The organism is Trinickia caryophylli, from assembly GCF_034424545.1.
GTDB classification, from domain to species: Bacteria; Pseudomonadota; Gammaproteobacteria; order Burkholderiales; family Burkholderiaceae; genus Trinickia; species Trinickia caryophylli.
Window position 1 is genome coordinate 3,090,880 of record NZ_CP139970.1, and the last position, 16,384, is coordinate 3,107,263.

A 16,384-nucleotide genomic window follows, 5' to 3' on the forward strand; every position below is an offset into this window, starting at 1 on the left:
TGGGCGCCTCGCTGGCGGGCGTCCCTGGATGACGGTGAGGTGGCTTGGCATCGCGGCGGCCGTGCCTGCGCTGCGAGCGCCGGGCCGCGGCTCGCCTACCGAATTCGGTCGGTGGCCGATGTCGAAAACCCCGTCGCACCGCTGCCTGCGGGGTTTTCCGCCGCGAGCCGCGCCTGGCCGGCCGCGGCGAAACAGGCGCGGGCGTCGGAAACGTCGCGTGCAATCGCGGCCGTGAGCGTTTCGAGATCGGCGAACTTCTGTTCGTCGCGCAGCTTCTTCAGAAATTCCACGCGCACGAGTTTGCCATAGGCATCGCCGTGCCAGTCGAGCAGATGGACTTCCAGCAGCACGCGGCCCGAGTCGTCCACCGTCGGGCGCAGCCCAAGGCTCGCGACCCCTGGCAGCGGCTCCGCTTCGATTCCGTGAACGCGCACGACGAAGATCCCGCGAAGCGCCGGGCGCTTGTGCGCGATCGGCAGGTTCAGCGTGGGAAAGCCGAGGTCGCGGCCAAGCGCGAGCCCGTGTACGACGTGCCCGCTGATGACGTAGTCGCGCCCGAGCGCCGCGCGGGCGGCGTCGAGATTCCCTGCGACGAGCGCGGCGCGTACGGCCGAGCTCGAAATCCGCGCCCCCGATGGGTCCGCCACCGTTGCCATCTGCTCGACTTCGAAACCGTAGCGTTCGCCGGCGGCCTTCAGCGAGGTGAAATCGCCCGCGCGCTTCGTGCCATAGCGGAAATCGTCGCCGATCAGTACCCAGCGCGCGTGCAGCCCGCCGACGATGATCCGCTCGACGAATGTGTCGGGCGACTGACTCGCAAAAGTGCGGTTGAAGTGCTCGACGACGACGCGATCGACACCGTTCGTGCGCAGTGCTTCGAGCTTGTCGCGCAACATCGCGATGCGCGGCGGCGCGCCGGCCGGATCGAAAAACTCGCGGGGATGCGGCTCGAACGTCATCACGCACACGGGCAGCCCCCGCGCCCGGGCCGCGTCGCGCACGCGCGCGAGCAAAGCCTGGTGGCCGCGGTGGACACCGTCGAAGTTGCCGATCGTCAGCGCGCAGGGCGCGCGGCTTTCGGCGTTGGGAAGACCGCGGAAGACTCTCACGATAACCGTCGGGGTGGGGCGGCTCACGCCGCGAAGCCAGGATCCTGGCGCGCTGGCGGGGGCGCCGCAAAAGCAGAAGATTATATAGCGTTTATTCCCCCGCCCGGGACGTGAGGCGCCGTGCGCGGATGGCGGCCGAAGCCCGGATGATAAAATCCCCGGATGAAGAACATCGTAATTTTGATATCGGGGCGGGGCAGCAACATGCAAGCGCTCGTGCGGGCCTGCTCGCGCGAGGGGTGGCCCGCGCGCATCGCGGCTGTCGTCGCGAACCGTCCGGACGCGGCCGGGCTCGCGTTCGCCGAGGCCGCCGGCATCGCGACCGCAGTCGTCGATTACCGCGATTATCCCGAGCGCGACGCGTTCGATGCGGCGCTGGCCAGCGTCGTAGACGGCTTTTCGCCCGATCTCGTCGTATTGGCCGGATTCATGCGCGTACTCACGACGCCGTTCGTCGAACGCTATGCCGGGCGCATGCTGAACGTCCATCCTTCGCTGCTGCCGAGCTTTCCCGGGCTGAAGACGCACCAGCGCGCGCTCGAGGCGGGCGTCGCGCTGCATGGCGCCACGGTGCATTTCGTCACGCCGCAGCTTGACCATGGTCCGATCGTCGCGCAGGCCGCCGTGCCCGTGGCCACCGGTGACGACGCCGCGGCGCTCGCCGGGCGCGTGCTCGACGTCGAGCATGTCATTTATCCGCGTGCCGTGCGCTGGTTCGTCGAAGGACGGCTCGCGCTCGACGGCATGCGCGTGACGGTGAACCCGCCCGAGCCGCAGTGGCTCTTTGCCGACGGGGCAACCCCCCAGGAGAAGGTATGAACGGCAGCATGAAGAAAAAGACGCCGGGCGCACCGCGGCGCCCGGGCCAGCCGCGCACGGCTTCGCCGCGCGGCCGTGAGCAGGGCCTGCATGGCTTTCTGATCGGGCAGACCGAGGCGCTCCTGACCGAGGTGTTGAAGTTCACGGGCCCCGCCGACGCAACGACGAGCCGGTTTTTCCGCGCGCATCCCAAGCTCGGCCACAGCGAGCGCGGGGTTATTGCCGAGGCCGTGTTCGCGGTGCTGCGCCGGCGCATGGAGTTCTCGCACCTGGCGGAGAGCGGTTCGGGCGGGCCGATGCGCCGCCTTGCGCTGCTGGGCCTGATGCAGACCGCGGGGCGCTCGGCGCTGCGCCCGTTCGTTTCCGACGCGGAAAACGCCTGGCTCGAGCACGTTTCGAAGATCGATCCGGCGAACCTGCCGCTGCGCATTCGCACGAACCTGCCGGACTGGATCGTCGAGGCGCTCGGTGCGCGTTTTTCCGCAGAGGAGCTGGCGCAACTCGCGGCCGCGCTCAATCATCCGGCGCCGCTCGATCTGCGCGCGAACCCGCTCAAGGCCAGCCGTGACGAGGCCATCGCGGCGCTGCGCGAGGCCGGCATCGATGCGGGCCCGACGCCGTTCGCGCCGCTTGGCATCCGCGTGGCCGGCAAGCCCGCGCTCACGAAGCTCAAGGTGTTCGAAGACGGCTGGATCGAGGTGCAGGACGAGGGCAGCCAACTGCTCTGCTCGCTCGTGGCGCCGCGGCGCGGCGAGATGATCGTCGACTTCTGCGCGGGTGCTGGCGGCAAGACGCTCGCGCTCGGCGCCGCCATGCGCTCGACGGGCCGTGTCTACGCCTTCGACGTTTCGGAGCGGCGGCTCTCGAAGCTCAAGCCGCGCCTCGCCCGCAGCGGACTTTCGAACGTGCACCCGGTGCTCATCGATACCGAGCACGATGTCAAGATCAAGCGCCTGGCGGGCAAGATCGACCGCGTGCTCGTCGATGCGCCGTGCAGCGGCCTCGGAACGTTGCGGCGCAATCCCGATCTGAAATGGCGGCAGAGTCCCGCGGCGGTCGAGGAGCTCGCGCCGAAGCAGGCCTCCATCCTCGAGAGCGCCGCGCGGCTCGTCAAGCCGGGCGGCCGGCTCGTCTATGCGACCTGCAGCATGCTCGGCGCCGAGAACGACGCGATCGTCGAGCGGTTTCTCGCCGGCCACGACGATTTCACGCTCGTACCGGCGGGCAAGGTGCTCGCCGATCAGCGCATCGAGCTCGAGATGGGCGAATACCTGTCGCTGTCGCCGCATCGGCACGGCACCGATGGGTTCTTTGCCGCCGTGCTCGAGCGCCGCGGCTAGCGCCCGGGCGGCGCGGACGGGCCCGCCGCGTGGAGTCCTTCGACATGATCCAGAACCATATCCTTTCGCACATGCTCGCGGGCCTCGTCCGCGATTTCGGCCAGCCCGTGATGATTTGGCAGGCGGGCCTGCTCGTCGGCACGCTGATCGTGGCCTGGTGGGTCGCGCGCGTAGTGTGGCGCAGGCTGGACGCGCGTCGCACCGAGCGCCGGGAAGCCGCTCGCTTCGGCACGGAAAGCCTGCGCAAGGCGCTCTTTCCGCTGCTCGGCAGTTTGCTCGTCTGGCTGGAGCAGGCGGCCCTCGCCGACTACATATCGACGTCGCTCCTCGAACTCGCGCTCGTGCCGCTCTTCGGCATCGCGTTGATCTACGTCGTGTTCTTCGTGGCCCGACGCGTGTTCGGCCGCAACGGGCACGCGCACGCCTGGCTCGCCCTTGCCGAAAAGGCGGTGGGCGTGGTCGTGTGGATCGCGATGCTGCTCACTGTGCTCGGCATTCACGACCAGGTGCTGCATTGGATGAGTTCGGTGCGCTTTCGCATCGGCAACGAGCGGATGACGCTGCTTTCGTTGTCCACCGGGATTCTCTGGGTCTGCGTCACGCTGATCGTGGCGCTCTGGCTCGGCTCGGCTTTCGAGGAGCGCGTCATGCGCGCGCGCTCGGTCGACGCCAACCTCCGGGTCGTGCTCGCCCGCATCGGCCGTGCGCTGCTCGTGGTGGCCGCGGTGCTGATCAGCTTTTCGCTCGTCGGCATCGACATTACGGTGCTCGGCGTGTTCGGCGGTGCGCTTGGCGTCGGGCTCGGTTTCGGCCTGCAGAAGATCGCGAGCAACTACGTCTCAGGTTTCATCATCCTGATCGACCGGTCGCTGCGCATCGGCGATTCGATCAACGTGGGCGGGCTGCAGGGCATCGTCACCCAGATCACGGCGCGCTACACCACCGTGCGCGGCCTCGACGGTATCGAAACGCTGATCCCGAACGAGCGTCTCATTACCGACGTGGTGCAGAACCAATCGTCGTTCCTCACGCGCGGGCATGCGAAGGCTGCCGTGCAAATCGCATACGACGCCGATGTGGACCGTGCGATGGCGCTGCTCGCCGAGGCCGCCAAAGGCGTGGAGCGCGTACTGACCGATCCGGCACCGACGCCGTACTTCGCCTCGTTCGGGGCGGACGGCATCAATCTCGAGCTCGGTTTCTGGATCGAGGATGCCGCAACGGGCACCGCTGCCGTGCGCTCAGCCGTCAACCAGCGGATCTGGCGCCTTTTCGGCGAAAACGGGATCTCGATTCCCTACCCGACGCGCGACGTACGCATCGTCGGGCCGCTGCCCAGCGTGGTGGCAGCCGCCAACGATCATGCGGGTGCGCCGGTCCCGGGCCCGGTGGGCACAGCCGGAGCCGGCGCGAGCCCGGCACTCGACGCGTCCTGAGCGCGGCTTTCCGGCACAGGGGTTGCGGCAAAACGACGCATGATGCGCATCGCGCCGCCGCAGTCCCGCCCAAAAGGCGGGGGAGGGATCTGCTGCAATGCGGAAATCCTCATTTGTTACAAACACTTGCGTCGATTGCAGTACAATCTCGTCCAGCCCGGACAGTTTGCTTTCGTTTTTCTGACGGCGCGCCGCCGGGCGTCCGTTTCCGCTTCTCAGGTAAAGGCCTTGTTGAACTCCCTGCTTGACTTCCTCGCGCACGGCTTGCTTCGCTTCTCGTGGTGGCAAATCGTGCTCTCCGCGTTGGCCATGACGCACGTCACCATCATTGGCGTCACCGTCTATCTCCATCGCTGCCAGGCGCACCGCGCACTGGATCTTCATCCGATCGCAAGCCACTTTTTCCGGTTCTGGCTCTGGATGACCACGGGCATGCTCACGGGCCAATGGGCCGCCATCCACCGCAAGCACCACGCGAAGTGCGAGACCGAAGAGGACCCGCACAGCCCGCAAACCCGCGGCATCTGGAAGGTGCTGCTCGAGGGTGCGGAGCTCTATCGCGCCGAAGCGAAGAATGAGGAGACGCTGCGCCGCTACGGCCACGGCACACCGAACGACTGGATCGAGCGTAACCTCTACACGCGTTTTCCGATCCTCGGCGTGAGCGTGATGATGGTCATCGACGTCGCGCTGTTCGGTATCGTGGGCCTCAGCGTCTGGGCCGTGCAAATGGTGTGGATTCCGTTCTGGGCGGCGGGCGTCGTCAACGGCCTCGCGCACTTCTGGGGGTATCGCAACTTCAACTCCTCCGACGCCAGCACGAACATCTTCCCGTGGGGCATCATCATCGGCGGCGAGGAACTGCATAACAACCATCACACGTACGCCACGTCGGCCAAGCTCTCGAACAAATGGTTCGAGTTCGACATCGGTTGGCTCTACATCCGGCTGATGTCGGCCTGCGGGCTCGCCAAGGTGAAGAAGATCGCGCCTACGCCGCGGCTCATCGCCCGCAAGCCGGTGCTCGATCAGGAGACGCTGCAGGCCGTGCTGACGAACCGCTATGAAGTGATGGCTCGGTATGCGAAGACGGCCAAGCGGGCTTATCGCCAGGAACTGGCTCGCCTGAAGGAAATCGGCGCGCGCGAGAAATACGTGCTCATGCGTGGCGCGCGCAATTGGTTCCATAAGGAAGAGTTGAGCCTCGGCGAACCGCACAAGCGCCAGTTGCCCGAAATCTTCGCCGACAGCCATACGCTTTCCACCTTCATCGAGTTGCGCAACGATCTCGCTGCCATCTGGGAGCGTTCGAATGCCTCGCGCGAGCAACTGCTCGTCCAACTCCAGGACTGGTGTCACCGTGCCGAGCAAAGTGGCATCAAGGCGCTTCAGGAGTTTGCGATGCGTCTGCGCCGGTACGCCTGAGCGCGAAATCCATTAAAATTTTGAGACGTCATACTGCACCCCGCGCTGGCGGGGTGTTGTTTTTTGCGGCATCCGAGCCACATGAAGGAGAGGATGATGGTTTCGGCGATCAAGACCGTCGAGTTCGATAAGCCCGTTGTGTCGGGTAGCGTCGGTGCCGTATGCGGCGTCGGGCAGGCATGGGCGAAAGTACCGCCGGAAGCGTCACCGGAGGAGCGCCAGGCGCTCAAGGCGCGAATCCGCGCGTTGCTCGCGCGCGAAAATGCCGTGCTCGTCGCGCACTATTATGTCGACCCCGAATTGCAGGAATTGGCCGACGAGACGGGCGGCTGCGTGGCCGACTCGCTCGAGATGGCCCGCTTCGGCCGCGATCACGAGGCAGGCACGCTGGTCGTGGCCGGCGTGCGCTTCATGGGCGAGACCGCGAAAATCCTGAGCCCGGGCAAGCGCATTCTCATGCCCGACCTCGACGCCACCTGCTCGCTCGACCTCGGCTGCCCCGCCGACGAATTCTCGGCCTTTTGCGATGCGCATCCCGATCGCACCGTCGTGGTCTATGCGAATACGAGCGCGGCCGTGAAGGCGCGCGCGGACTGGATGGTGACCTCGTCGATCGGCCTCGACATCGTTCGTGAGCTGCACGCTCGCGGCGAGAAGATTCTCTGGGCGCCCGACCGCCATCTCGGCGGCTATATCCAGAAACAGACGGGCGCCGACATGCTGTTGTGGCAGGGCTCGTGTCTCGTGCATGACGAGTTCAAGGGCATCGAACTCGATTTGCTGCGTGCGCAATATCCCGGCGCCAAGGTCCTCGTCCACCCCGAATCGCCGGCGAGCGTCGTGGCGCAAGCCGACGTGGTTGGCTCGACGACCCAACTGATCGACGCAGCGCAGCGCCTGCCGGCAACCCACTTCATCGTGGCCACCGATCTGGGCATTCTGTACAAGATGCGCCTCGCGGCCCCCGGCAAGACCTTCATCGAGGCGCCGACGGCCGGCAACAGCGCAACCTGCAAGAGCTGCGCGCACTGCCCGTGGATGGCGATGAACGGGCTTGCGAATCTCGCGGATGTACTCGAGCGCGGGCATAACGAGATTCACGTCGACCACGCGATCGGCGAGCGGGCGCGCCTTCCGATCGACCGAATGCTTGCATTCGCGGCCGAACGGAAAAAGCGCGTACAGGCAAGCGGCGATTTCGCGCGCGACACGACGCTTTTCGCCAACGTGGGGCCGGCATGACGGAGACGGCAACGATGCAAAACGGTAGTCCGGCAGCCGTGCAAGGCGCTGCCGTTTCCCCTCTTTTTTCCGACATCCGTGCCGAGTACGGTGCCGCCTTCGACGCGGCGCTGGCGCGCAACGTAGCTGATGCGCTGGCCGAGGATATCGGCAGCGGCGACGTGACGGGCCGGCTCGTGCCGGGCGGGGCGGTACGCGAAGCGCGCGTCATCGTGCGTGAAGAGGCGGTCCTGTGCGGTGTGCCGTGGTTCGAGGCCGTTATGCGCCAGGTGGACCCGGCAATTGCCGTCGAATGGCAGTATCGCGAGGGCGATCGTATGAAGGCGGGCTCGACGGTCTGCATGCTGCGTGGCCCGGTGCGCGCACTGTTGACGGCGGAGCGCAATGCGCTGAACTTCCTGCAACTGCTTTCGGGTGTGGCGACGGCAACGCGCCGGTATGCCGACGCCATCGCGGGCACGCGTGCGCGGGTGCTCGATACACGCAAGACGCTTCCGGGGCTTCGGCTCGCTCAGAAGTACGCGGTGCGCGTGGGCGGCGGCGCGAATCAGCGGCTGGCGCTGTACGACGGCATTCTTATCAAGGAGAACCACATTGCCGCGGCAGGCGGTGTGGGGGCGGCGCTCGATGCGGCCTTCGCGCTCGATGCGGGCGTGCCGGTGCAAATCGAAGTCGAAACGATCGAGCAACTCGAATCGGCGCTTGCGCATGGCGCGCAATCGGTGCTGCTCGATAACTTTACGTTCGATGCGATGCGCGATGCGGTGAAGCTCACAGCGGGACGGGCGTTGCTCGAGGTGTCCGGCGGCGTCAACTTCGAGACGGTGCGCACCATCGCCGAAACGGGCGTCGATCGCATATCGATCGGCGCGCTGACGAAGGACGTCCGCGCGACCGACTATTCCATGCGTATCGTCTGAAAAAAGCGTTCGCGCCGTGAGCTAGAGCCGCTGCGACCGACAGCGGCTTTTTGTTTTGTGCGCGAGCAGAAACGAGCTGGGCGAAGGAACGCGAACGATGGCGTACCGGGCGCCCGGCTCAGGCGAGGCGGTTGCGCACGCGCTCGGGCGAGAGCACGGTCGGCAGTGCCTTCGGCAGCGTGGCGGGCCAATCGCGCGAGAAGTGCAGCCCGCGGCTTTCGCGGCGCGCGCGTGCGCTTTCGACGATGAGCGATGCCACGTCGACGAGATTGCGCAACTCGAGCAGGTCTCGACTCACCTTGAAGTTCGCGTAGTACTCCTGAATTTCGTCGCGCAGGAGCGTGATCCGATGCCGGGCACGCGCGAGCCGCTTGTCGGTGCGCACGATGCCGACATAGTTCCACATCAGTCGCCGCAATTCATCCCAGTTGTGCGCCACGACGACTTCCTCGTCTGCGTCCGACACGCGGCTTTCGTCCCAATCGGGTAACGGTGCGTGCGCGCCGGCCTCGAACCCCTCGCTTTCTATGGCGGATGCCGCCGCGCGGCCGATCACGAGGCATTCGAGCAGCGAATTGCTTGCGAGGCGGTTTGCGCCGTGTAGCCCGGTGCAGGCCGTTTCGCCCACGGCATAGAGGCCGGCCAGATCCGTGCGTCCCGCAAGATCTGTCACCACACCGCCGCACGTGTAGTGCGCCGCCGGCACCACGGGGATCGGATCTTTCGTGATGTCGATGCCGAATTCGAGGCACCGTGCGAGGATCGTCGGAAAATGTTCTTGCAGGAACGCCGCCGGCTGATGGCTGATGTCGAGATACACGCAGTCGATACCGCGCTTTTTGATCTCGAAGTCGATTGCACGGGCGACGATGTCGCGTGGCGCGAGTTCGGCCCGTTCATCGTGCGCGGGCATGAAGCGCGTGCCGTCGGGCAGCACCAATCGCCCGCCTTCGCCTCGTACGGCCTCTGTAATCAGGAACGACTTGGCGTAGGGATGGAAGAGGCAGGTCGGGTGGAACTGGATGAACTCCATGTTCGATACCCGGCAACCCGCGCGCCACGCCATGGCGATGCCGTCGCCGGTGGCGGTATCGGGATTGGTCGTGTACAGGTAGACCTTTCCCGCTCCGCCCGTGGCTAACACCGTATGTGCCGCCTGCAGCGTGACGGTGCGGCCGCTCGCGACATCGAGCGCGTAGAGGCCATGGCAGCGGCGGCCAGGCAGGCCGAGCCGGTCGGAGGTGATCAGATCGATTGCGTAGTGGTCTTCCAGCAGCGTGATATTCGGATGCTGGCGCACGCGTTCCGAGAGCGTGGCGACCACGGCGTGTCCCGTTGCGTCGGCGGCATGAATGATCCGGCGATGGCTATGGCCGCCTTCGCGCGTCAGATGAAAGCCCAGTTCGGCCGCGGCATCTCGCGTGAAAGGCACGTTTTGCGCAATCAGCCATTCGATAGCCGTGCGGCCGCCCTCGACGATGAAGCGCGTTGCCGCTTCGTCGCACAGGCCGCCCCCGGCGACTAGCGTGTCGCGCACGTGGTCCTCGACGCTGTCAGCCGAATCGAGCACCGCGGCAATGCCGCCTTGAGCCCAGTCGCTGGCGCCTTCGGTCATCGACCGTTTGGCGACAACCGCCACGCGCCTCGTCTCGGCAAGATTCAGTGCCACGGTCAACCCAGCGAGCCCGCTGCCCACGATTACGACGTCGAAATTCATCTGTCCCGTTCCTTTGTATGACGCTGCGGACCGCCGTGTTGCGCGCCGCCTTCGGTGCGCACGCCCGACACAAGATGAAACGAGGTGTCGCGCCGAATCGGCAAGGATACCGCGCCTCGGGCGAGGGTGGGAGAAGCGCATGGCGGCGAATTGCTGCGGCGGCTACCGCAACCCCCCGGTATGCGCGGCAAAGCGGGCAAAAAAGGCAACAAAAAGCCCCGCGCGGAGGCGGGGCTTTTGGCTGTCTTCAGTTCCGTCAGGCTCGAGGAACGCAGATCACTTGATCTTCGTTTCCTTGTACGCCACATGCTTGCGGGCGACGGGATCGAACTTCATGATCTCCATCTTTTCCGGCATGTTGCGCTTGTTCTTCGTGGTCGTATAGAAGTGACCCGTACCTGCGGTCGATTCGAGCTTGATCTTGTCGCGTGCGCCTTTGGCCATGATTTGCTCCTTAGTCCTTAGACTTCACCGCGTGCGCGCAGATCGGCGAGCACGGAGTCGATGCCGTTCTTGTCGATCAGGCGCAGGCCCGCGTTCGAAACGCGCAGGCGCACCCAACGGTTTTCGCTCTCCACCCAGAAGCGGCGGTATTGCAGGTTCGGCAAAAAGCGCCGCTTGGTCTTGTTGTTCGCGTGGGAAACGTTGTTGCCGCTCATCGGCGCTTTCCCAGTTACTTGGCATACGCGTGCCATATGAGAGCACTCCTAAAACGCTTTAAATTCGGGGTTCACGCCTGGGTTCGGGCCCGCTTTCGCGCGCGGGCAGGAGCCAACGGCACCTTGCCTTCGCCTTTGCTGCGGCCATGGACCCGTGAAACCGCCCAGTCATGACGCCGAACCCCGAAGCGGGTCAACCCCGCAGCACCGCCGGCCAGAAAACGCCAACGATCAAAAAAGGATCCGCGCGTTGCCACGACCGTGCCCAGGCTCTGGAACGGGTTGGAAACAGGCAGACGGCGATTCTAGCAGAAAAAGCGCAGGAAAATCAAACCCTATCTGCGTTGCGCCGCAGGACGCGGTTTTCTCCTTTCATTCTTAGAGCCACCCCGCCTGAGCGAACGAGAACACCGTGTTCGAGCCGACGACGAGGTGGTCGATGAGCTTTACGTCGACGAGCGAGAGCGCGTCGCGCAGCACCCGCGTGAGTTGCCGGTCGCTCGCACTGGGTTTCGCCGCGCCCGACGGATGGTTGTGGGCCACGACCAGCGCCGCCGCATTGGCCGCCAGTGCCCGCCGAACGATCTCGCGCGGGTAGACGGCCATGCGCGTGAGCGAGCCGCGCGCACTTTCCTCGCTCTCGATGAGCCGATGCCGCGCATCGAGATACAGGCAGACGAACACCTCGTAGGGGCGGGTGCCGATCAGCAGGCGCACGTAGTCCTCCACCGCGCCGCTGGAATCGACGAACGGCCGCTCGCGGGCTTTTTCCGCGAGCGCGCGCCTCGCCATCTCCACCACGGCAAGCAGCACGGCCGTCTTCGCCGGCCCGATGCCGCGCAGGCCCTTGAAATCCGCCGGGGTTGCATCGAGCAGCGCGCGCAGCGAGCCGAAGCGCTCAAGCAGCGAACGCGCGAGCTCGAACACGTTATGGCCCGGTAATCCGCTGCCGAGAAAAATGGCGAGCAGCTCCGTGTCGGAAAGCGCGGCCGCCCCCGCGTCGAATAGCCGCTCCCGAGGCATGTCGCGCCATGCGGACAGCGCCGGCCCCGCTCCCTCATGGGCCAGCGCGAGCACGGCTGCGGAACTATCCGTGGCGTTCGCTCTCCCATGGGACGCGCCCTCCCGCGCCGGAGGGGCGACAGCATCGAGCTGCCGTCCAACCCCGCGCCTGGCGGGCCCAGGTGCCTTACAATAGAGACTTTGCGTCGCCATGCGGCGACCGTCTTCCGTCCCCCACGCGCGGCCAGAGCGCGGCCCGCCGACCGAACGAGTTATTCTCATGAGCATCATCGACCTCTCCGAAGTGAAACCCGGCTCGCACGTCACGCTTCATTACCGGCTTTCGCTCGCCGATGGCGCCGACATCGTCAACACGTTCGGCGACAAGCCCGCCACGCTGCTCATCGGCGCGGGCCAGATCGCGCCGCCGCTGGAAGACATTCTGGTGGGGCTGAAGGCCGGGCACCACTCGACCTTCCGGCTAGAGCCCGGCGAGGGCTTCGGCGAACGCAATCCCGATCTCGTGCAACGTGTCTCGCTCGTGACGCTGCGCGCGAACGGCATGGTGGACGACGATTTCACGCCCGGCGAAGTCATCGAGTTCAACGCGCCCGACGGCGGCCGCTATGCCGGCGTGCTCAAGGAAATCGGGGAGACATCGGCGCTCTTCGACTTCAATCACCCGCTCGCCGGCCAGGCGCTCGCGTTCGAAGTCAAGATCATCGGAATCCTGTAAGACATGAGCCTCTCGGACATCTCTCTCGCGGCGGCCGACGCCGAAATCCTGCTCGCGCAGCCGCGCGGCTTTTGTGCTGGCGTCGATCGCGCCATCGAGATCGTGGAGCGTGCGATCAAGTTGTTCGGCGCGCCGATCTACGTACGCCATGAGATCGTCCACAACGCCTACGTGGTGGAGGATCTGCGCAAGAAGGGCGCGGTTTTCGTCGAATTGCTCGACGAGGTGCCGGCCGGCAGCACCGTCATCTTCAGCGCGCACGGCGTCTCGAAGTCCGTGCGCGAGGAGGCCGACGCGCGCGGCCTGCGCATTTACGACGCCACCTGCCCGCTCGTCACCAAGGTCCACATCGAGGTGGCCAAGATGCGCCAGGAGGGCCTGGACATCGTCATGATCGGCCACAAGGGGCACCCCGAGGTCGAAGGCACGATGGGCCAGTGCGAGCGGGGCATGTATCTCGTCGAAAGTATCGAGGACGTCAACGCGCTCGAGCTTGAAGATCCGGAGCGGATCGCCTTCGTCACACAAACGACGCTTTCGGTGGACGATGCCTCCGAGATCATCGCCGCGCTCAAGGCGCGTTTTCCCGGCATCCGCGAGCCGAAGAAGCAGGATATCTGCTATGCCACGCAAAACCGCCAGGACGCGGTGAAATTCATGGCGCCGCAGTGCGATGTCGTGATCGTGGTCGGCAGCCCGAACAGCTCGAATTCGAACCGGCTGCGCGAGGTGGCGCAAAAGCGCGGGGTGCCCGCCTATATGGTCGATTCGCCGGATCAGATCGACCCCGCCTGGGTGGAAGGCAAGCGCCGTATCGGCGTAACGGCCGGCGCCTCGGCGCCCGAGGTGCTGGCTCAGGCCGTCATCGCGCGCCTGCGCGAGCTCGGCGCACGCAACGTGCGAGCTCTCGAAGGCATCGAGGAAAGCATTTCGTTTCCGCTGCCCCGCGGCCTGACGCTGTCCGAGTGAGTCGCCTGCCGCTTTAGGAATCCCATTTTTTGCCGATAAAGGAAGCGCGCCGCGGGCGCGCTTTTTTCTTGCGCCCGTGTACGGACGCGCGGCAGTTGCTACCGCAAACGACCGATGCGGTGCAACCAGGTTGCACCGATGGGCGAAGATAGCTTGCCAAAAAAGGTTGCAATGCAGGAAAACCCTGTCGATGCGGTTTATTGGCCATTTGGTAATTGGAGTTACAATGCGCCCGTCCTAAAGGCCCAGCGGCCTGCGGGCATCAGTTTCAGCAAGGCGCAGGAGACCGAATTAATGCATGTCCAGTTTGCTTACGCCGCGATCAGCAAGGCGACCGACGGCGAGGCGAGCATCGGCCTGGTGGCGCGAAGGCCCGTGAGCGGCGTGGGGGTCCCCGAGCAGGCGACGGCGGGGCGTTTGTCCCCGGCTCGCGCGCTGCTCGATCAGGAGTCCGAAGTACTCATACGGGCGGCGGGGCAGCGCTCGACATCCCCATTCGTGGCAATTCTTTCTGTCGGCGGTGGTGTGCGCGCCGGCGGAAGGCGCGGCGTCGCACCTCGCGTGCGGCGGGAACACGGTTTCGGCCACGGCGCATGCGCCGTTTTCGGCATCGTGAAGATGTAGTGATGAAGCAGGCAATCCGACGGCACCGGATACCCGACGGTGCCGTTTTTGCATCCGCCTTATCGGGCCGGCCGCCGGATCACGGCTTTTATCGGCATGTTTGAGGCGGCTAACCCTTACCGGTTTTTTTATCAGTACCCGCAGTGCCGTTGCGGTTTTCGTCAACCTGTCTCATGACGGCGGGGGCGCCGAAAATCCAGTCGCACGGGCTAAGGAGCTTTAAATGGATATCTTCATCCAGCAGATCCTCAACGGTCTGGTGCTTGGCAGCGTGTATGCCATCATCGCACTGGGCTACACCATGGTGTACGGCATTCTGGGCATCATCAACTTCGCTCACGGCGACGTCCTGATGGTCGGAGCAATGGTGGCCTTGTCCGCCATCACCGTGCTGCACAACCATTTCCCCGGGCTCGGCAACGTGGCCACGCTCACGATCGGGCTGGCCGTCGCGGCCGTGGTCTGCGCTGTGGTCGGCTATACGATCGAGCGCATCGCTTACAGGCCGCTGCGCCGTGCGCCGCGCCTCGCGCCGCTCATCACCGCAATCGGGGTCTCGATTCTGCTGCAGACGTTCGCGATGATGATCTGGTCGCGTAATCCGCTGCCGTTCCCGCAGCTTCTCTCCACCGATCCGATCAACATCATCCAGGCCGGGGAGAACAATCCCGGTGCCGTGATCTCGGTGACCGAAATCGTCATCATCGCCGTCGCGTTCCTCGTGATGGGCGGCCTTCTGCTGCTCGTGCACCGGACCAAGCTCGGCCGCGCGATGCGCGCCATCGCCGAGAACCCGAACGTCGCGAGCCTGATGGGCGTGAATCCCAACTTCGTGATTTCCGCGACCTTCATGATCGGCTCGGCGCTTGCCGCGCTCGCCGGTGTGATGATCGCCTCCGAATACGGCAACGTGCACTTCTATATGGGCTTCATTCCCGGCATGAAGGCATTCACGGCTGCCGTGCTGGGCGGTATCGGCAATCTGGCCGGCGCCATGGTCGGCGGCATCGTGCTCGGTCTGATCGAGCAGCTCGGCGCCGGCTACATCGGCAATCTGACGGGCGGCGTGTTCGGCAGCAACTACCAGGATGTGTTCGCCTTCGTCGTGCTGATCATCGTGCTGGTCTTCCGTCCGTCGGGCCTGCTCGGCGAGCGCGTCGCGGATCGTGCGTAAGGGCAAGGAGCAAAGATAATGACTTCAATTCAACCGATCGAGCCGTCCACGACGCTCATTCCCGAGAAGAACGCCACCAAGACGCTCGTTGTAGGCGTGCTGACGGCCGCCTTCGTGATCCTGGCGCCATTCGTCGTCGGCTCGGCCGGCGGCAACTATTGGGTGCGCGTGCTCGACTTCGCGATGCTCTACGTCATGCTCGCGCTCGGTCTGAACGTCGTGGTCGGCTTCGCCGGATTGCTCGACCTGGGCTACATCGCGTTTTATGCGGTGGGCTCCTACACGGCCGCGTTGCTGACCTCGCCCCACCTCGCCAATCAGTTCGAGTGGATCGGACAGATGTTCCCCGGCGGCATCCACGCGCCGTACTGGATCGTCGTGCCTGTGGCGATGGCCTTGGCCGCACTCTTCGGTGTGCTGCTCGGCGCCCCGACGCTGCGCCTGCGCGGCGACTACCTCGCGATCGTGACGCTCGGCTTCGGTGAGATCGTGCGCATTTTCATGAACAACCTCGATCGTCCGATCAACATCACGAACGGACCGCAGGGCATCACGGGCGTGGACCCGGTGCACGTGGGCGGCTTCAACCTCTCGCAGACGCACACGCTGTTCGGCCTGCAGTTGCCATCGGTGTACATGTATTACTACCTGTTCGTGCTTTGTTCGCTGCTCGTGATCTGGGTCTGTACGCGCCTGCAGCATTCGCGCATCGGCCGCGCGTGGGCCGCGATCCGCGAAGACGAAATCGCGGCGAAGGCCATGGGCATCAACACCCGCAACGTCAAACTGCTCGCCTTCGCGATGGGTGCGTCGTTCGGTGGCTTGTCGGGCGCGATGTTCGGCGGCTTCCAGGGTTTCGTGTCGCCCGAGTCGTTCACGTTCTGGGAGTCGGTGGTCGTACTCGCGTGCGTCGTGCTCGGCGGCATGGGCCATATTCCCGGTGTGATTCTCGGCGCGGTGCTGCTCGCCGTGTTCCCCGAGTTCCTGCGTTCGACGATGGGCCCCCTGCAACACTGGATCTTCGGTCATCAGATCCTCGATACGGAAGTGATCCGCCAGCTGCTGTACGGTCTGGCCATGGTGGTCATCATGCTCTATCGCTCGGAAGGCCTGTGGCCTGCGCCGAAGCACGAAGACCGGATCGCCAAATTGGCCAAGCGCGGCTCGAAAAAGCCGGTACGCGCCTGAGCGCGAAGCAATGGCAGGAGAATC

16 protein-coding genes are annotated in these 16,384 nt (G+C 65.2%); 11 read left to right on the forward strand and 5 right to left on the reverse strand.

Annotated features, from left to right (window positions below):
- Positions 1-95 precede the first annotated feature (95 nt).
- Positions 96-1,109 (reverse strand): bifunctional riboflavin kinase/FAD synthetase, encoded by a 1,014-nt coding sequence (locus tag U0034_RS13985; protein WP_085230320.1) that lies wholly within the window; start codon positions 1,107-1,109, stop codon positions 96-98.
- Positions 1,110-1,271: 162 nt separating this feature from the next.
- Between U0034_RS13985 and purN the strand changes: the two genes are divergently transcribed.
- From purN to nadC, 6 genes are all read left to right on the forward strand, one after another.
- The gene (gene purN, locus U0034_RS13990) at positions 1,272-1,928 is read left to right on the forward strand and encodes a phosphoribosylglycinamide formyltransferase (protein WP_085230319.1); all 657 of its coding nucleotides are present in this window, start codon (positions 1,272-1,274) and stop codon (positions 1,926-1,928) included.
- The gene (locus U0034_RS13995) at positions 1,925-3,268 is read left to right on the forward strand and encodes an RsmB/NOP family class I SAM-dependent RNA methyltransferase (protein ID WP_085230318.1); all 1,344 of its coding nucleotides are present in this window, start codon (positions 1,925-1,927) and stop codon (positions 3,266-3,268) included. Before purN ends, U0034_RS13995 begins: the two co-directional genes overlap by 4 nt.
- Positions 3,269-3,315: 47 nt before the next feature.
- Positions 3,316-4,704 carry a mechanosensitive ion channel family protein gene (locus U0034_RS14000; RefSeq protein WP_085230405.1) on the forward strand — a complete coding sequence of 463 codons (1,389 nt, stop codon included), beginning with the start codon at positions 3,316-3,318 and terminating at the stop codon, positions 4,702-4,704.
- 228 nt (positions 4,705-4,932) lie between these two features.
- Positions 4,933-6,129 carry a DesA family fatty acid desaturase gene (locus U0034_RS14005; RefSeq protein ID WP_085230404.1) on the forward strand — a complete coding sequence of 399 codons (1,197 nt, stop codon included), beginning with the start codon at positions 4,933-4,935 and terminating at the stop codon, positions 6,127-6,129.
- Positions 6,130-6,225: 96 nt separating this feature from the next.
- Entirely contained in the window at positions 6,226-7,371 is a 1,146-nt protein-coding gene (gene nadA, locus U0034_RS14010; RefSeq protein WP_085230402.1) for a quinolinate synthase NadA, read from the forward strand.
- Positions 7,368-8,291 carry a carboxylating nicotinate-nucleotide diphosphorylase gene (nadC, locus tag U0034_RS14015; RefSeq protein ID WP_386092117.1) on the forward strand — a complete coding sequence of 308 codons (924 nt, stop codon included), beginning with the start codon at positions 7,368-7,370 and terminating at the stop codon, positions 8,289-8,291. The genes nadA and nadC overlap by 4 nt, the downstream gene beginning before the upstream one ends.
- A 118-nt stretch (positions 8,292-8,409) precedes the next feature.
- Here the strand turns inward: nadC and nadB are convergent, their stop codons facing one another.
- From nadB to radC, 4 genes are all read right to left on the reverse strand, one after another.
- Positions 8,410-10,008, reverse strand: coding sequence for an L-aspartate oxidase (gene nadB / locus U0034_RS14020; RefSeq protein ID WP_085230317.1), 1,599 nt, complete (start codon positions 10,006-10,008; stop codon positions 8,410-8,412).
- 276 nt (positions 10,009-10,284) lie between these two features.
- Positions 10,285-10,452: a 50S ribosomal protein L33 gene (gene rpmG, locus U0034_RS14025; protein WP_004185395.1), complete on the reverse strand. Its 168-nt coding sequence runs from the start codon at positions 10,450-10,452 to the stop codon at positions 10,285-10,287.
- 17 nt (positions 10,453-10,469) lie between these two features.
- Positions 10,470-10,703 (reverse strand): 50S ribosomal protein L28, encoded by a 234-nt coding sequence (rpmB, locus tag U0034_RS14030; RefSeq protein WP_085230316.1) that lies wholly within the window; start codon positions 10,701-10,703, stop codon positions 10,470-10,472.
- A 342-nt stretch (positions 10,704-11,045) separates the two neighbouring features.
- The gene (gene radC, locus U0034_RS14035; protein ID WP_233212050.1) at positions 11,046-11,690 is read right to left on the reverse strand and encodes a RadC family protein; all 645 of its coding nucleotides are present in this window, start codon (positions 11,688-11,690) and stop codon (positions 11,046-11,048) included.
- Between the two features lie 259 nt (positions 11,691-11,949).
- Between radC and U0034_RS14040 the strand changes: the two genes are divergently transcribed.
- The 5 genes from U0034_RS14040 (at position 11,950) to U0034_RS14060 (ending at position 16,360) form a co-directional block, all read left to right on the forward strand.
- Positions 11,950-12,405: an FKBP-type peptidyl-prolyl cis-trans isomerase gene (locus U0034_RS14040; RefSeq protein ID WP_085230314.1), complete on the forward strand. Its 456-nt coding sequence runs from the start codon at positions 11,950-11,952 to the stop codon at positions 12,403-12,405.
- A gap of 3 nt (positions 12,406-12,408) precedes the next feature.
- Positions 12,409-13,374, forward strand: coding sequence for a 4-hydroxy-3-methylbut-2-enyl diphosphate reductase (gene ispH, locus U0034_RS14045; protein WP_085230313.1), 966 nt, complete (start codon positions 12,409-12,411; stop codon positions 13,372-13,374).
- A 138-nt stretch (positions 13,375-13,512) separates the two neighbouring features.
- The gene (locus U0034_RS14050; RefSeq protein ID WP_085230312.1) at positions 13,513-13,998 is read left to right on the forward strand and encodes a hypothetical protein; all 486 of its coding nucleotides are present in this window, start codon (positions 13,513-13,515) and stop codon (positions 13,996-13,998) included.
- 223 nt (positions 13,999-14,221) lie between these two features.
- Positions 14,222-15,172 (forward strand): branched-chain amino acid ABC transporter permease, encoded by a 951-nt coding sequence (locus U0034_RS14055; protein WP_085230311.1) that lies wholly within the window; start codon positions 14,222-14,224, stop codon positions 15,170-15,172.
- A gap of 18 nt (positions 15,173-15,190) precedes the next feature.
- Positions 15,191-16,360: an ABC transporter permease subunit gene (locus tag U0034_RS14060; RefSeq protein WP_085230310.1), complete on the forward strand. Its 1,170-nt coding sequence runs from the start codon at positions 15,191-15,193 to the stop codon at positions 16,358-16,360.
- Positions 16,361-16,384 lie beyond the last annotated feature (24 nt).

Coding starts and splice junctions, on each gene's coding strand:
- U0034_RS13995 (WP_085230318.1), top strand. CDS start 1,925: ATGAACGGCAGCATGAAGAAAAAGACGCCGGGCGCACCGCGGCGCCCG.
- rpmB (WP_085230316.1), bottom strand. CDS start 10,703: ATGGCACGCGTATGCCAAGTAACTGGGAAAGCGCCGATGAGCGGCAAC.
- U0034_RS14055 (WP_085230311.1), top strand. CDS start 14,222: ATGGATATCTTCATCCAGCAGATCCTCAACGGTCTGGTGCTTGGCAGC.
- U0034_RS14060 (WP_085230310.1), top strand. CDS start 15,191: ATGACTTCAATTCAACCGATCGAGCCGTCCACGACGCTCATTCCCGAG.
- radC (WP_233212050.1), bottom strand. CDS start 11,690: ATGCCTCGGGAGCGGCTATTCGACGCGGGGGCGGCCGCGCTTTCCGAC.
- U0034_RS14050 (WP_085230312.1), top strand. CDS start 13,513: ATGGGCGAAGATAGCTTGCCAAAAAAGGTTGCAATGCAGGAAAACCCT.
- rpmG (WP_004185395.1), bottom strand. CDS start 10,452: ATGGCCAAAGGCGCACGCGACAAGATCAAGCTCGAATCGACCGCAGGT.
- nadA (WP_085230402.1), top strand. CDS start 6,226: ATGGTTTCGGCGATCAAGACCGTCGAGTTCGATAAGCCCGTTGTGTCG.
- U0034_RS14040 (WP_085230314.1), top strand. CDS start 11,950: ATGAGCATCATCGACCTCTCCGAAGTGAAACCCGGCTCGCACGTCACG.
- ispH (WP_085230313.1), top strand. CDS start 12,409: ATGAGCCTCTCGGACATCTCTCTCGCGGCGGCCGACGCCGAAATCCTG.
- nadC (WP_386092117.1), top strand. CDS start 7,368: ATGACGGAGACGGCAACGATGCAAAACGGTAGTCCGGCAGCCGTGCAA.
- nadB (WP_085230317.1), bottom strand. CDS start 10,008: ATGAATTTCGACGTCGTAATCGTGGGCAGCGGGCTCGCTGGGTTGACC.
- purN (WP_085230319.1), top strand. CDS start 1,272: ATGAAGAACATCGTAATTTTGATATCGGGGCGGGGCAGCAACATGCAA.